The organism is Nocardiopsis oceani (assembly GCF_054777395.1).
Map to the genome: position 1 here is coordinate 80069 of NZ_BAAHAR010000018.1, position 14847 is coordinate 94915.

Sequence of the window (14847 nt, forward strand, 5' to 3'; positions counted from 1 at the left end):
GCTGGATACCCCGACGCGAAGAAGAAGGATTCATGAGTTCTGTCCCCACCGCCGCCGAGCAGGAGCCGGGTACGACCGCGACGCTGCTGGAGCCCGACGGGGGTTCCGGTCTGGTGCGCCGGACGGTACTGCCCGGCGGTCTGCGGGTGGTCACCGAGAACATCCCCGGGGGCCGTTCAGCGGCGTTCGGGATCTCCGCCGCCACCGGGTCCCGCGACGAGGACTCCGCGCACGCGGGTTCGGCGCACTTCCTGGAGCACCTGCTCTTCAAAGGGACCAAGACCCGCACCCCGATGCAGATCTCCGCGCTGCTGGACGGTGTGGGCGCGGACCACAACGCCTACACCAGCAAGGAACACACCTGCTACTACGCGAAGGTCCTCGACCGGGACCTGCCCCTCGCGGTGGACGTGGTGGGCGATATGGTCGCCAACTCCGTACTCGACGCGGACGAGGTGGAGACCGAGCGCGGCGTGATCCTCGAGGAGATCGCCATGTACGAGGACGAGCCCGCCGACCTGGTGGACGACGTCTTCGCGGAGCACTTCTTCGGTGACACCCCGCTGGGCCGCCCCATCCTCGGGACCATCGACACCATCAAGGCACTGCCGCGCGAGCGCATCGCCGAGCAGTACCGGGACGCCTACGTGCCCTCAGAGCTCGTCGTCACGGCGGCGGGGAGCCTGGAGCACGACAAGGTCGTCGAGCAGGTGCGGGAGATGTTCTCCGGCCACCTGGCGGCGGCGGGCGACGCCCGCCCGGTCGGGCCCCGCGGGTTCCGGGAACCGGTGCCCACGTACGGCGGCCAGGTCGTGCAGTCGCGTGAGACGGAGCAGGCGCACATCATCCTGGGTTCGGAGGGTCTCACCCGCACTGACCCGCGCTGGCACGCCCTGCGGCTGCTCAGCGCCGCCCTGGGCGGCGGTATGTCGTCCCGCCTCTTCCAGGAGGTGCGGGAGAAGCGCGGGCTGGCTTACGCGGTGCACGCCTACCACACGGCCTACGCCGACACCGGGACCTTCCAGATCTACGCCGGGTGCCTGCCGGAGAAGGCCGACGAGGTCATCGGTGTCTGCCGTGAGGAGCTGGCCAAGGTGGCCGCCTCCGGTATCACCGCTGAGGAGCTGGCCCGCGCGAAGGGCCAGATCCAGGGGGCGATGGTGCTCGGCAGCGAGGGCACCAACGCCCGCATGGGCCGTCTGCTCGCCCACGAGCTCACCCAGCCGCGCCACTTCTCCATCGACGAGGACCTGGCCCGCTACGACGCCGTCACCGCGGACGACGTGGCCGCTGTCGCCGCGGAGATGCTGGGCCGCCCCCGCGCCCTGGCCGTGATCGGTCCGTACGAGACCGACCGCGTCTTCTAGAGCCCGCTCCGGGGGCGCTGGACCCCGGACCGGGGCCGTCTCAGGCTCCGGACGAGAAGAACCCCGCCGGAGCACGCTCCGGCGGGGTTCTCTGCTAGTGCCAGTGTTACTTGCGCTTGCGCCTGCGGACGGCGATCTGCGCGGGTCCGGTGGCGTGTGCTGCACCTTGCACCGTCACTACCAGCAGACCCTCGTCGAAGCTGGCCTGGATGTCGTTCTCGTCCACCCCTTCCGGCAGGCTGATCTCCCTGCGGAAGGTGCCCATGAACCGCTCCGAGGAGTAGTAGACGACGTCGATCTCGTCCCGTTGCCTCTCACCGGTGATGGTGAGGACCGAGTGGCTGAAGGTGACGGACACGTCCTCCTCCTGCACCCCCGGGACCTCGCAGCGGATCACCAGGTCCGTGCCGCGGGCGAGGATGTCCGTGGGCGGGCTCCACGCGTCGGCGTAACCGCGTTCGCGCTCGCCTGCCTGGCTGGTCTCTATCGTCGACATGGTGTCGGAGATGCGGTTCATCTCGGTGATCATGTCGACGACCCCGTGGAAGGGGTTGCTGAACCTCTTCGGCGCCATCGGCCGCCTCCCTACTTGCGCGTGCTGTCAGTGGTCCGTGGAGCTAACTGCGTGGGACGGGGCTTTCGGGTGGTCGCCGGTCCTCGGCCCGGGTCGTCTTGGGCGCCCCCGGTTTGGGTTCGTTGCTGAAGGCCTTGAACAGACCCCACAGCATGAAGATCAGGATCACCGCGAAGGGCAGACCGGTGACGACGGATGCGGCTTGGAGAGCATCGAGTGCCTGCTCCCCGCCCAGCACAAGCAAGATGAGCGTCACAGCCCCCTCGCTGACCGCCCAGAAGCCGCGCTGGAGTTTCAGTGCCTTGGTGCTGCCGCCGTTGGTGAGCATGTCGACGACGATGGAGCCGGAGTCCGACGAGGTGATGAAGAAGATCGCCACGACGAGGATCAGCAGGACCGACGCGATGAGCGTGACCACTGGAGCCAAGGGCAGCGATTCGATCAGGTGGAAGGCGGCGTAGGCCTCGTCGCCGTCCTGGAAACCGCCGTCACCGAACAGCTCGTAGTAGAGGCCCGAGCCGCCGAACACGCCGAACCACAGGATCGACACGACGACGGGGGCGAACAGCGCGCCCATGATGAACTCGCGGATGGTGCGCCCGTAGGAGATCCGGGCCAGGAAGATACCGACGAACGGGGCCCAGGAGATCCACCAGCCCCAGTAGAAGACGCTCCACGCGGTGGTGAAGCCGGCTGCCTGTTCATCGGCGAGCGGGCTCGGGAAGGACAGGCTCCACGGGATCAGGTTGGCCAGGTAGTCTCCTGCGCCCGTGGTCATGCCGCTGATGATCCACAGCTTGGGTCCGACCGCGAAGATGAACACCATGAGGAGGAACGCCAGCCACAGGTTGAGGACCGAAAGCCTGCGCAGCCCCTTGTCGATCCCGGACAACACGCTGTACAGGGCGATCGCCGTGATGACGATGATGATGATCGACTGGGTCATCGAGTTGTTGGGGATCCCGAACACCTGGGTGAGACCGCTGTTGATCTGCAGGGTTCCCAGGCCCAGCGACGTGGCCAGTCCGAAGATGGTGCCGAACACCGCGATGATGTCGACCAGGTTGCCGGGCCACCCGAAGGCGCGCTCGCCCAGCAGCGGGTAGAGCGCCGAGGCGGGGCGCAGCGGCAGGCCCTTGCGGTAGGCGAAGTAGCCCAGGGACAGTCCCACCGCGATGTAGATCGCCCAGGGGTGGAAGCTCCAGTGGAAGAAGCTCGCGGCCAAGGCCTCGCTGGCCCCCTCGACGGCCGGTGCCTCCCCTTCCGGTGTGGCGAGGGCGCCGTCACGGGGCGCGTGCAGGTGGCCGACGGGTTCAGCGACACCCCAGAACACCAGGCCGATGCCCATGCCGGTGGTGAAGAGCATCGCGAACCAGGCCATGGTGCTGAATTCCGGCCTGGAGTCGTCCGGCCCCAGCCGGAGGCTGCCGAACCGGCTCAGCAGTAGGAAGATCGCGGCGCCCAGGAAGAACGTGGTCGCCAGGACGTAGAACCAGCCAAGCGATTCGCCGATCCAGTCACGTGTATTCTGGGCGGCTTCGAGCAACGGATCGGTGAAGGCGACGCCCAGGATCACGAAGACGACGATCACCAGACTGGAGGTGAAGAACACCGGGGGATTGGTGCGTTCTCGTATGTACTCCTGCAGGGATGAGATGGTGACTCCTTCCCAGCCCCGACGGATTTGCGGACGGGGGTTGGATAGCCGGTTCCTGCTGCCAGCCTCGGACATGTCTCGTGGGATCGTAGAGGCTCGGTGGCCAGCAGTAAAGCGACTATGACGTCACAGAGCGTTTCCGACGAAGCGTGCCTTGTCGGTCGCTGGGAGTGACGTCCGGTCCGGTGTTCGGATCCGGCCGGAGAAGGACTCAATCCCGGCGTTCGATGAGGCTGTCCAACGTCGCCCCGACGCGCTCCAACCAGCCCACGATCAGCTCCAGTTCCTCCCGTGAGTAGTCGGAGTGCAGGGCGGTCATCGCCTCCCGCATCCCTGGAGCCGTGGGGCCGACCGTCCCGTCCGCACCTTCGACCAGGCGAACCGCGACCTTGCGCCGGTCCAGCGGGTGCGGTGCGCGTTCGACCAGGCCGTGGGACTCCATCCGGTCGACCACGCCGGTCACGGACCCGGTGGACAGGCAGAGGCTGTCCGCGATCTCCCCCGGGGTCATCGATCCGGCCACGCGGAGCAGTGTGTAGCACTGGAAGTCGGTGGGGTTCATCCCGGTGCGCGCCGCCATCCGGTGCAGCAGGCGCACCAGGCGCACGGCGAGCTGCTGGCCGTCGGTCTGGAGGGCCAGGTAGAGGTCCTCGCGCGACCTGTGCCCGTGGCCGTCCCCGGGTGCCGTCCCTGGGGTCTCGGTGCTGGGCACGGTGTCCATGGGTCTCCCTACCGCTCCGTGAACGGGCCCTCCGATCACTCACGCCGAGTCTAGGCGGAGTCCCAAGTGTCGCTTGGCCCCGGAGGGGGGCTTCGTGAAATAGTTCGACAGGCGAGATAAATGGATTTCGAACTATGTGTGGGTATGTCCTTGTGGGGGAGGGTGTGGGCCTGCCGACCGCACGACCTTCCTAGGAGGAGGATCTGTGGCCGTTAGTCAGACCAGCCGACGGAAGCCCGTGGTCGTCGTGGGGGCGGGCCTGTCCGGACTCTCGTGCGCGCTGCACCTGCTGGGTGCCGGGCGCGACGTAGTGGTGGTCGAACGGGAGGACCACCCCGGCGGCCGCGCGGGCCGCATGGACATGGACGGCTTCCTGGTCGATACCGGGCCGACCGTGCTCACCATGCCCGAACTCCTCGACGAGGCGTTCGCCGCGGTCGGTGAGTCCGTCCGCGACCGCCTCGAACTGCTCCCGCTGGCGCCCGCCTACCGTGCGGCCTTCGCCGACGGGTCCACGATCGATGTCCATACCGACCGCACACGGATGGCCGCGGAGGTGGCCCGCGTTGCCGGAGTCCGGGAGGCGGTGGGCTACTTGCGGCTGCGCGCGTGGCTGGCCCGCTTGTACGAGGTGGAGATGCGCTCGTTCATCGACGCCCAGTTCGACTCCCCGCTGGACCTGCTCGGTACCGACCTGGTGCGGTTGGCCGCGATGGGCGGGTTCGGCCGCCTTGCTCCCGCCGTAGGGAGGCACCTCAAGGACGAGCGGCTGCGCCGGATCTTCTCCTTCCAGTCCCTCTACGCCGGGGTCGCCCCGGACCGGGCGCTCGCCGCCTACGCGGTCATCGCCTACATGGACACCGTCGCGGGCGTCTACTTCCCCAAGGGCGGGATGCGGACGGTCGGCGAGGCCATGGCGGGCGCAGCGGCCAAGGCCGGTGCCGTCCTGCGCTTCGGGGAGTCGGTGCGCGCCCTGGAGCGGAGCGGGAACCGCGTCACCGCGGTGGTCACTGACCGGGAGGAGCGCCTGCCCTGCGACCAGGTGGTGCTGACCACCGACCTGCCCGCCGCCCACCGGCTGCTCGGCCACCGCTCCCGGCGTCCGGTCCCGCACCGGTTCTCGCCCTCGGCGGTGGTCCTGCACCTGGGCACCGACCGCACCTGGGACCAGCTCTCCCACCACACCATCTCCTTCGGCGGCCGGTGGGAGCGCACCTTCACCGAGATCATCGACGAGGGCCGGACCATGAGTGATCCCTCGCTCCTGGTCACCCAGCCCACCGCCACCGACCCGTCCCTCGCCCCGGACGGCCGCCACCTCCTCTACGTCCTGGCGCCGGCACCCAACCTGGCCTCGGCGGACATCGACTGGGACCGGGAGGGCCCGCGCTACCGTGACCACATGGTGGCCACCCTGGAATCCAGGGGCATGACCGGCCTGGACGCGTCCGTGCGTGCAGAGCGCTTGGTCACCCCGGCCGACTGGGCCAGACAGGGCATGGCGCGCGGTACACCCTTCTCCTTGGCGCACACCTTCGCGCAGACCGGGCCCTTCCGGCCGCGCAACACCGTTCCGGGCACCGCGAACGCGGTCCTGGCGGGCTGCGGAACGACGCCGGGCGTGGGCCTGCCGACGGTCCTGCTCTCGGGAAAGCTGGCGGCCGCGCGCGTCGTGGCCCGGACCGGAGCACGGGGACCACGATGAGTACCGGGACCGGCGAACTCGACGCGGCGGGCATCGAACCCGAGCGCCTGCGCGGCGACTACCTCCGCTGCCGGGCCCTGCACGCCCGCCACGGCCGCACCTACTACACCGCGACCCGGGTCCTGCCGCCCGGCCGCCGCCCCGGCATCCACGCCCTGTACGGGTTCGCCCGCTGGGTGGACGACATCGTGGACGAACCGGCACCGGACACCGGTGTGGAAGACCAGCGGGCGCGGCTCACCGAGATCGACGCCGACCTCCGCCGCGTGTTCCGGGGCGGGCAGCCGGACGAGCCGGTCCTGCGGGCTCTGGCGCACACGGTGGAGCGGTACGAGCTGCCGGAGGAGTACTTCACCGCCTTCATGGCGTCCATGCGCATGGACCTCGACGTGCACGCCTACGCGGACCTCGCCCACCTGCGCGAGTACATGTACGGCTCGGCCGCGGTGATCGGGCTCCAGGTCCTGCCGGTGCTCGGCACCTCCGTTCCCAGGGAGGAGGCCGAGCCGCACGCTGCGGCGCTCGGGGAGGCCTTCCAACTCACCAACTTCCTCCGCGACGTGTCCGAGGACCTGCGCCGCGGCCGCGTGTACCTGCCGGAGGACGTCTTGGCCGAGCACCGGGTGGACCGCGAGCTCCTGGAGCACTGCGCGCGCACCCGTACCCCGGACCCGAGGGCTCGCCGTGCGGTCGCCGAGCTGGTCGACGTCAACCAAGGGTTCTACCGGGAAGCCGAACCGGGCGTGGCGATGCTCGCCCCGGTGGCCCGCCCGTGTGTCGCCACCGCCTTCCGCCTCTACCGCGCGATCCTGGACGAGATCAGCGCGGCCGACTTCGACGTGTGGAGTGTCCGGCACCGGGTCTCCGACAGCCGGAAGCTGGCCGCGGCGGTTCCCGCCCTGGCCCGTTCGCTGTGGGCGCGGACGGTGCCGCGTCCGAGAGCTGGTTGAGTCGGATCCCCACCCGGTGCCCGAGGCGAGGAGGCCCCCATGTCGCTGCCCGACCCCGCACCCCGCCGTCTGCCACTGCGACGGATGCCCGAAAGTACCTGGTCGCGCCAGGAACCGACCTGGCGGGAGGCCTCGCCCGCGGTCATCGGAGCGGCGCTCAAGCGAGCGCTCGCCCGCCCCTCCGGGAACTGGTTCGTGCTGGCGGCCAGCACGGAGGTGCGCCAGGACCGCCCCTTCGGCCGTGTGGTGGCCGGAACCGAGTTGGTCGCCTGGCGTACCCCGGACGGCACCGCGCACGCGGGCCCCGGGGCCTGCCCCCACCTGGGAGCGCCGCTGTGCCGGGGCGCGGTGGCCAAGGGGCGTCTGGTGTGCCGCTGGCATGGACTGTCGCTGGGCTCGGGCGGTTTTCCGGGGTGGAGCCCGTACCCGGTGCACGATGACGGCGTGCTCGTGTGGGTCCGCCTGGACGAGGCCGGGGGAGAGGAGCCCCTGGACGCGCCTGTCGTCCCGCGCCGCCCGGAGGCGGCCGGGAGCATCACGGCAGTGGAGAGCCTGGCGGGGCGGTGCGAACCCGAGGACGTGGTGGCCAACCGGCTCGACCCGTGGCACGGATCGTGGTTCCACCCCTACTCGTTCGTGGGGCTGCGGGTGACCGAGGTCCCGGAGGGGGCCGACCCGGTGCCGGACCGGATGGTGGTGGACGTGGGCTTCAAGGTCGCGGGCCGGTGGGGCGTACCGGTGCGCGCCGAGTTCACCTGCCCCGAGCCCCGCACGGTGGTCATGCGCATCGTCGAGGGCGAAGGGTCGGGCAGCGTGGTCGAGACCCACGCGACCCCGCTCGGTGTCGACCGCGGGGGCGTGCCGCGTACGGCGGTGATCGAGGCCACGGTCGCCACGTCCGAGCGCACCGGCTTCGCGCTGGCCCGCCGCGCGGCCGGTGCGGTCCGACCGGCCATGCGGTTGGTGGCGCGCCGTCTGTGGAAGGACGACCTCGCCTACGCCGAACGGCGTTACCTCCTGCGTGCCTCCGGCCGCTGGCCGGGCTGACTCGTTCCTACGTGCTCCGCGCGGCGCGGGCCAGCGCGCGGAAGGCCGCGTTCCGGCCCCGTCGGGGCACGGTCCAGAGCGTGTGCCCGGACCGTCCCCAGCCGGACAGCAGTGCATTGGCGGCCAGCAGACCGCTGGTGGCCGCCCCCTCCATGAGCGCGACCGGAAGGTCCACGCGCACGTGGTCGCCCGCGACGACCAGGAAGGGGTCCGGGGTGGTCACCTCGCACCGGTCCGTGTAACCGCCGGGCGGGAAGAGCGCGCAGTCGGCACGCAGCTCGTGCCGCGCGTCCACCCGCCGTGCCGCGGCCAGTTCCGGGTAGACGGCGGCGGCCTGCTCCCACAGCGATTTCTGTTCGGCCTCGGCGTCGCACCCCTCGGGCAGCGCGTAGGCGTGCAGTTCCACCACGGAGCCACCGGTGCGCCTCGACCACTCCCGCGCCTGGTCCTCGTAGCGTTCCAGCACGCTGATGTTGTCCAGGGTGGCGTAACCGGCCGTGCCCAGGAACGCCTGCCGGTGCGGGCGCACCGCACGGTCCAGCCAGTAGCGCGACACCAGGAACGGTGGCGCCGAAGGGAGCCGGGACACCCGTTCGCGCCATGCGTCGGAGCCCGTCCCGCCGGAGCCCAGGCCGGGCGATTCCGCGACCAAGGAGCGCAGCCCGCGAGGGTCCGTCGCCAGCACCACGGCGTCGAACTCCGCGCTGTGCCCGCCTTCGGCGTCCGACCAGTGCACGGCGTGGCGCAGGCGTTCCCCGGGGCCGACGCGTTCCACCCGGACACCGGTGCGGAACCCGACCCCCGCCTCGCGCAGGTACCCCTCCATGGGGTCCCACAGGGCCTGGGGGAAGGGCGAGCGCGGAACGTCGAACACCAGGCCCTCGGAGGAGCCGAGGAAGTACAGGTGGAACATCACGGCCATCTCGGCGGCGGAGAGCTGTTCGGGTGCGGCGAAGAAACTGCGGCTGAACACCTCGAAGGCCAGATGGCGTGCGGTGCTCGGAAAGCGGGTGACCGCCAGCAGCTCCCGGGCGCTGCGGTGGCCGAGCCGTTCGTGGACACCGGGGACGTCCACGTCCAGGAGCTGGAGCACCGCGGGCAGGTTCACCCCGGCCAGTTCCGTCCAGGGGAAGCTCGGGCTCGTGGCGGCGAGCGCGAACGCGTTCAGGGGCGGGGTGGTCGGCAGCCCCGAGAAACGGTCGCGCGCGCCGCCGCGGTGCACCAGCGGATAGTCCGGCAGCGGAACCAGGGACCCCAGGTCCGGGTCGCCGCGCCGGAGCAGCCCGCGCAGGTTGTAGTACTGGCGGAAGAAGGCGTGGAACCCGCGGCTCATCGTGGCTGTGCTGCCGTCGGCCAGGGTCGTGTCCCAGCCGCGGAGGCGGCCCCCGAGCCCTGTTTCGCGCTCGAACACCACCGCGTCCACTTCGCGCTCGGCCAGACCGCAGGCGGCCGCCAGCCCGGCGATGCCCCCGCCGACCACGGCGGCACGGGGCTTCCGCTCCGGGCGGGGGCCGACCGGAGGGGGAGCGGGGAGCGCTTCGGCCCGCGGGTCGTTGGCGTCAGTTCCCATCCGCGTCCTGTCCCGCCAAGGGCCTGCGGCCCACGAAGGTGTGGGTGATCCCGTACTGCCAGCCCGGCAGCGGCGCGCTGGCCACGGACTCCAGACCTGCGCCGCGCAGCCTGCCCAGCAGGGCGGTACGCCCGTCGAACTCCAGAACGCTCCGCCACAGGTAGCGGAACAGGTCCGCGCGGCCTGCCAGCGCCCGTCCCGCAGGGATGACCACGCTCCAGCACACGGCGGTCCACACCGCCCGGGCCGAGGCCGAGTCGGCCACCGAGTACTCGTGCAGCGCCACCTTCCCACCCGGGCGCAGAAGCGCGCGCACCGTGGCCAGGAGAGCGTCCGGGTCGGGCACGTTGCGCACCAGGTACGCGGCGAACACCGCGTCGGCGGGGCCGCCGAGCAGCCCTTCCGCCCACGCCGGGGTGATGTCCTCCGCGCGTGCCAGGTGGAAGGTGACGTTCTCCGGCCACTCCTTGGCCGCCGCGGCGTCGAGCATCCCCCGGGAAGCGTCCACCCCGGCGATCCGGGCCATCGGGTACTCGGCCAGAAGGGCGGCCGTGGAGGCTCCGGTGCCGCACCCCAGGTCCAGCAGGAGCAGTCCCGCGCCCCGGCCGGGCAGGCGCAGGCGGCGCGCCGACGTGCGCAGGTCGCGGTGGTAGCCGGGGTTGGCCGCGACCAGGCGGTCGTAGGCCGCGGCGGCGCGGTCGAACTCGTCGGTGACCGTTCCGGTCTTCATCCGCCCGGTCGGGCTGACCATTGCTCCTCCAAGGGGTGGACAGAGGCGGGGCCTCCGTGGCCTGAGCGGGCATGCTGGGGTTATGACCGACTACGACGTGCTGATCATCGGAGCCGGGGCCGCAGGGCTCACCCTGGCCCAACGCATGGGTGAGGTCAACGAGCGACGCGTGTCCCCGCTGCGGGCGGCCCTCCTGGAACCTCCTCCGGGCCCGCACACACCGCCACCCAGGACCTGGTGCTTCTGGGAGCCTGACGGAGGGCCGTGGGACCCGCTGCTCGCGGCCCGGTGGGAGGACCTGTCCGTACTGGGGGCAGACGGGGCCGAACACCGGTCGTCGGCCGCGCCCTACGTCTACAAGATGCTCCGCTCGGCCGACGTCGAGGCGCACGTGCGTGCCACCGCCGACGGACACCTCGACCAGCGCCGGCTGTTCGTCGAGGACGTGGCCGACGGCGACGGGCACGCCACCGTCCTCGCCGTGGCGCCCGACGGTGAGCGGGTGCGGTACACCGCCCGCTGGGTCTTCGACTCCCGGCCGCCCGCCCCGCCGTCCGGCGGGCGTACCCGGCTCCTCCAGCACTTCCGCGGGTGGTTCGTGCGCACACCTGAAGACACCTTCGATCCGGCCGCCGCCGTGCTCATGGACCTGCGGCCGCCCCAGCCGCGGAACGGGGTGGCCTTCGGCTACGTGCTTCCGCTGTCGCGCCGCGAGGCCCTCGTGGAGTACACCGAGTTCGGCCGCTCCGCGCTCACCACCCCCGAGTACGAACGGGCGCTCAAGGACTACTGCGAACGGGTGGGCCTGCCCGACGTGGAGGTCACCGCGGCCGAACAGGGCGTCATCCCGATGACCGACGCGCGCTTCCCGACCCGCACCGGGCGCCGCCTGTTCCGAGTGGGCACGGCGGGAGGGGCCACCCGCCCCTCGACCGGCTACACCTTCAGCGGGGTGGCCCGGCAGACGGCGGCGATCGCCGATGCCCTGGTCGCGGGCCGGGTGCCGGTGCCGCCGGTCCCGCACCGGCGCCGCCACTTGGCGATGGACGCGATCATGCTGCGTGCCCTGGACAGCGGCCGGGTGTCGGGCGCGGACTTCTTCACCCGGCTCTTCGCCGCCAACCGCCTGGGCGACGTGCTTGCCTTCCTGGACGGTGACTCCCGCCTGCCGCGCGAACTGGCCATGGGCCTGACCACCCCGGTCGCCGCGATGTCGCTGACTACCGCCGAACACCTGTGGCACTCGTTCGGACCGCTGGCCCCCAGGATCCCCAAAGGCGCCCGTAAGCCCTAGTGAGCCAGGACGGCCATGGCCTCGGTCAGGGAACCCAGGTGTCCGTCCGCGATCCGGAGCGCGTTCCCGGCCTCGCGCCAGCCGGGTCCGGCCGTGTAGAGGGCCGTGCGTTCAGGGGCGGAATGGGTGGTGCGCGCGGTCGCCACGAGGGTCTCCGCGTCGCGCTCGCCACCGGTGTGGCACCAGAGGACCACGGCGCGCGGGCCGACGCGCCGTACCGCCCGTACGGTCGCCTCCGCGGGAGTGCAGGAACCGAGGACGCGGTGGGCCAGACCGGCTTCGCGCAGGGCGGCGGCCAGCGCTTCCACCGGCAGGCTGTGCATCTCGTGCGGCACACAGGAAAGGACGACGGGGCGGTCGCGGCTACCGGGGTTCCGACCGGGGGACGGTGCCGGGACACGGCGCAGCACCGAAGACACGCTCCACGAGAGCAGGTGCTCCACCTCCACGTAGCGCCGGGTGTCCTCCCACTTGCGGCCCATCCCGTACAGGAGCGGCATCGCCAGGTCCTCCCAGGCGGCGACGGTGCCGCGGGTCTCCACGGCCTTCTGGAGGAGGCGTTCCACCAGGTCCGAGTCCATCCGCATGGCGGCGCGGGCGACGCCCTGGAGGGTGGGTGTGGCGGCGCCGAGCGGGAGGGTGTCGCCCCCGGGCCGCCAGGCGGGGCCCGGGTCGGGTGTCCGAGGCGCGGGCGGTACCGGCACCGACTGTTCCGGTACGGCCGGGAGCGGTGTGGCTCCCGGGGCGAGCACCTGTCGGGCGGCGTCCGCGGGCGGCATGCCCTCACCCACCAGGCGGCACAGCTCCCGCAGCCGGGCGACGTCGGCGGGCGAGTAGCGCCGGTGGCCCCCGGGACTGCGCTCCCGGGGGCCGATCCCGTAGCGCCGGTCCCAGCTGCGCAGGGTGGTCGGTGCGACCCCGAGGAGGCGTGCCGCGGCCCCAGGGGTGAGTGCGTCGGTCATGGCACCCCAAGACGTTGCGAAAGCGGTGCGACTTGTGGCGCAAGCCGCTGACCTCTGACTCTAGTCATGAGAGCACCGAAAGGGGCAGCATCATGGATCTTGACACGACGCGCCGGGCGGACCGGCGGCTGGACCTCGTCTACCGGATCGGTGCGGGACTGACCGGTCTGGTGCTGGTGGGGTTCGGGACCGCGGGTCTGCTGGTGCGGCTCCCGCTGTTCGACACCCAGGGGGAGGTCATCGCGGGCCTGTCCACGAACGGCGCACTGAGCTTCATCTCGGTCGCCATCGGCTCGCTCCTGATGGGCGCGGCGGTCCTGGGCGGCACGTACGCCTCCACTATCTGCGTCCTGGTGGGTGCGGGATTCGTGGTGAGCGGGCTGGTCAACCTGTACCTGATGAGCACCGACTTCAACATACTGGCCTTCTCGATGCCCAACGTGATCTTCAGCTTCGCGGTGGGACTGATGGTGATGACCTTCGGGATGTACGGGAGGTTCAGCGGCGGCTTGGCCACCGACAACCCGTACCGCAGGCACCGGGAGGAGCGGCACGGCGGGAGTGTTCCCCGACCGAGGACCGAGCCAGCCGAGGACGACGCGGCTTCCGGGGGCACGTCGACCACGTCGACCGCCACCGACACGTCTGAGGAGATGAAGGGGTGACAAGAACTGAGGGCGTGCACGGAGGGTCCGACGGCCGACTGGCCCTGGTGACCGGGGCCAGCGGGTACATCGGCGGGCGGCTCGTGCCGGAGCTGCTGGACGCCGGTTACCGGGTGCGCTGCCTGGCGCGCACACCGAACAAGCTCCGCGACCATCCCTGGCGGGACCGGGTGGAAGTGGTCCAGGGGGACGTGGTCTCCGGCGACGGCCTCGCCGACGCGCTGGCGGAGGTGGACGCGGCCTACTACCTCGTGCACTCGATGGGCGGCGGAAACGGCTTCGTGCGCACCGACGCCGAAGGCGCGGAGCGCTTCGCCGAGGCGGCCGGTGCGGCCGGGGTGGGCCGTTTGGTCTACCTCGGTGGTCTCGCCCCGCGGGACACGGAGTTGTCCGAGCACATGGCTTCGCGCGAGGAGGTCGGGCGGATCCTGTTGGAGGGCCCGGTGCCCGCGGTGGTGCTGCGCGCCGCCGTCATCCTGGGGTCGGGGTCGGCGTCCTTCGAGATGCTGCGCCACCTCACCGAACGGCTTCCGGCGATGACCACGCCCCGGTGGGTGCGCAGCCGGGTGCAGCCGGTCGCCGTGCGCGACGTGCTTCGACTGCTGGTGCGCGTCGACGAGTTGCCCGAGGGCCTGAACCGCACTTTCGACATCGGTGGCCCCGAGGTCCTCAGCTACGCGGACATGGTCCAGCGGTTCGCCGCCGCGGCCGGGTTGGCCCGCAGACTGATCATCCCGGTTCCCGTCCTGTCTCCGGGACTGTCCAGTCTGTGGGTCGGCCTCATCACTCCGGTGCCGCCCTCGGTGGCCCGCCCGTTGGTGGAGTCGCTGCGGCACGACTCAGTAGTGGGGGAGGACGATCTGGCGGCTGCGCTGGGCGACCGGGACCGGATCGGCTTCGATGAGGCGGTGCGCCTGGCCCTGTGCCGGATCGGCGAGGACCGGGTGGACACGCGCTGGTCGTCGGCGGCCTGGCCGAGCGCCCCGTCCGATCCGCTGCCCACCGATCCCGGCTGGACCGGTGGCAGCTTGTACACCGATCGCCGGGCCCGTTACGTGGACGCCTCCCCGGAAGCCCTGTGGCGGGTGATCGAGGGCATCGGCGGGGAGCGCGGCTGGTACTCCTGGCCGCTGGCCTGGGCGGCGCGCGGCTGGATCGACCGGGCGGTGGGCGGGGTCGGGTTGCGCCGCGGGCGCCGCGACCCCGAGCGGCTGCGGGCGGGTGACTCGCTGGATTTCTGGCGGGTGGAGGAGATCGTCCCGGGCGAGCTGCTGCGGCTGCGCGCCGAGATGCGCCTGCCCGGGGCCGCCTGGCTGGAACTGCGCGTGGGCCGCCGCGGGGGCCGGACGGTCTTCTGCCAGCAGGCCGTGTTTCACCCGAGAGGGCTCCTGGGCCACCTTTACTGGAAGGCGGTCACACCGTTCCACGGGATCGTGTTCGGCTCGATGGCGGGCAATATCGCGGCCCGGGCCGAGCAGGACGACAGGGCACCGGTAGGGACCTGACCGCGGGGAGCGCCCGGAGGTTGTCCACAGGCCCCGAGGGCCGTGCTTTCCCCGGCGCGTCCCCGCGTGGTCCACCCGATACCGGGGGAGCCTCACCACC

At 71.6% G+C, this 14847-nt stretch carries 13 protein-coding genes; 7 read left to right on the forward strand and 6 right to left on the reverse strand.

Annotated elements, in window-relative coordinates; all coding sequences use genetic code 11:
* The first annotated feature begins 32 nt into the window (after positions 1 to 32).
* A complete protein-coding gene (locus ACYVDG_RS12465; RefSeq protein WP_460750086.1) occupies positions 33 to 1367 on the forward strand; it encodes a M16 family metallopeptidase in 1335 nt (444 codons plus the stop codon).
* A 106-nt stretch (positions 1368 to 1473) separates the two neighbouring features.
* On the opposite strand, the gene ACYVDG_RS12470 is transcribed toward ACYVDG_RS12465, so the two are convergent.
* The 3 genes from ACYVDG_RS12470 to ACYVDG_RS12480 form a co-directional block, all read right to left on the reverse strand.
* Entirely contained in the window at positions 1474 to 1941 is a 468-nt protein-coding gene (locus ACYVDG_RS12470; protein ID WP_460750091.1) for an Hsp20/alpha crystallin family protein, read from the reverse strand.
* A 43-nt stretch (positions 1942 to 1984) separates the two neighbouring features.
* Positions 1985 to 3553 carry a BCCT family transporter gene (locus ACYVDG_RS12475; protein ID WP_460750097.1) on the reverse strand — a complete coding sequence of 523 codons (1569 nt, stop codon included), beginning with the start codon at positions 3551 to 3553 and terminating at the stop codon, positions 1985 to 1987.
* A gap of 256 nt (positions 3554 to 3809) precedes the next feature.
* Positions 3810 to 4319, reverse strand: a complete 510-nt coding sequence (locus ACYVDG_RS12480) for a MarR family winged helix-turn-helix transcriptional regulator (RefSeq protein ID WP_460750103.1) — start codon at positions 4317 to 4319, stop codon at positions 3810 to 3812.
* A gap of 238 nt (positions 4320 to 4557) precedes the next feature.
* Between ACYVDG_RS12480 and crtI the strand changes: the two genes are divergently transcribed.
* Genes crtI through ACYVDG_RS12495 form a run of 3 tightly spaced genes read left to right on the forward strand, consistent with a single transcriptional unit; the run spans position 4558 to position 8021 of the window.
* On the forward strand, positions 4558 to 6024 hold the full coding sequence (crtI, locus tag ACYVDG_RS12485) for a phytoene desaturase family protein (protein ID WP_460750273.1): 1467 nt from the start codon (positions 4558 to 4560) through the stop codon (positions 6022 to 6024).
* The gene (locus tag ACYVDG_RS12490; RefSeq protein ID WP_460750108.1) at positions 6021 to 6974 is read left to right on the forward strand and encodes a phytoene/squalene synthase family protein; all 954 of its coding nucleotides are present in this window, start codon (positions 6021 to 6023) and stop codon (positions 6972 to 6974) included. Before crtI ends, ACYVDG_RS12490 begins: the two co-directional genes overlap by 4 nt.
* A 39-nt stretch (positions 6975 to 7013) precedes the next feature.
* Positions 7014 to 8021: a DUF5914 domain-containing protein gene (locus ACYVDG_RS12495; protein WP_460750111.1), complete on the forward strand. Its 1008-nt coding sequence runs from the start codon at positions 7014 to 7016 to the stop codon at positions 8019 to 8021.
* Positions 8022 to 8028: 7 nt separating this feature from the next.
* Here ACYVDG_RS12495 and ACYVDG_RS12500 read toward each other — a convergent pair whose 3' ends face one another.
* Both ACYVDG_RS12500 and ACYVDG_RS12505 read right to left on the reverse strand, forming a co-directional pair.
* Positions 8029 to 9591: an FAD-dependent oxidoreductase gene (locus ACYVDG_RS12500; protein WP_460750114.1), complete on the reverse strand. Its 1563-nt coding sequence runs from the start codon at positions 9589 to 9591 to the stop codon at positions 8029 to 8031.
* Positions 9581 to 10342, reverse strand: coding sequence for a class I SAM-dependent methyltransferase (locus ACYVDG_RS12505; protein ID WP_460750117.1), 762 nt, complete (start codon positions 10340 to 10342; stop codon positions 9581 to 9583). Before ACYVDG_RS12505 ends, ACYVDG_RS12500 begins: the two co-directional genes overlap by 11 nt.
* Before the next feature lie 61 nt (positions 10343 to 10403).
* Between ACYVDG_RS12505 and ACYVDG_RS12510 the strand changes: the two genes are divergently transcribed.
* Positions 10404 to 11615 (forward strand): lycopene cyclase family protein, encoded by a 1212-nt coding sequence (locus tag ACYVDG_RS12510; protein ID WP_460750121.1) that lies wholly within the window; start codon positions 10404 to 10406, stop codon positions 11613 to 11615.
* Here ACYVDG_RS12510 and ACYVDG_RS12515 read toward each other — a convergent pair.
* Positions 11612 to 12577: a MerR family transcriptional regulator gene (locus tag ACYVDG_RS12515; protein WP_460750125.1), complete on the reverse strand. Its 966-nt coding sequence runs from the start codon at positions 12575 to 12577 to the stop codon at positions 11612 to 11614. The genes ACYVDG_RS12510 and ACYVDG_RS12515 overlap by 4 nt on opposite strands.
* A 92-nt stretch (positions 12578 to 12669) precedes the next feature.
* Here ACYVDG_RS12515 and ACYVDG_RS12520 point away from each other — a divergent pair, with 92 nt between their 5' ends.
* On the forward strand, positions 12670 to 13242 hold the full coding sequence (locus ACYVDG_RS12520; protein ID WP_460750130.1) for a DUF4383 domain-containing protein: 573 nt from the start codon (positions 12670 to 12672) through the stop codon (positions 13240 to 13242).
* Complete coding sequence (locus ACYVDG_RS12525; RefSeq protein WP_460750133.1) at positions 13239 to 14747, forward strand: SDR family oxidoreductase; 1509 nt, start codon at positions 13239 to 13241, stop codon at positions 14745 to 14747. Before ACYVDG_RS12520 ends, ACYVDG_RS12525 begins: the two co-directional genes overlap by 4 nt.
* Positions 14748 to 14847 lie beyond the last annotated feature (100 nt).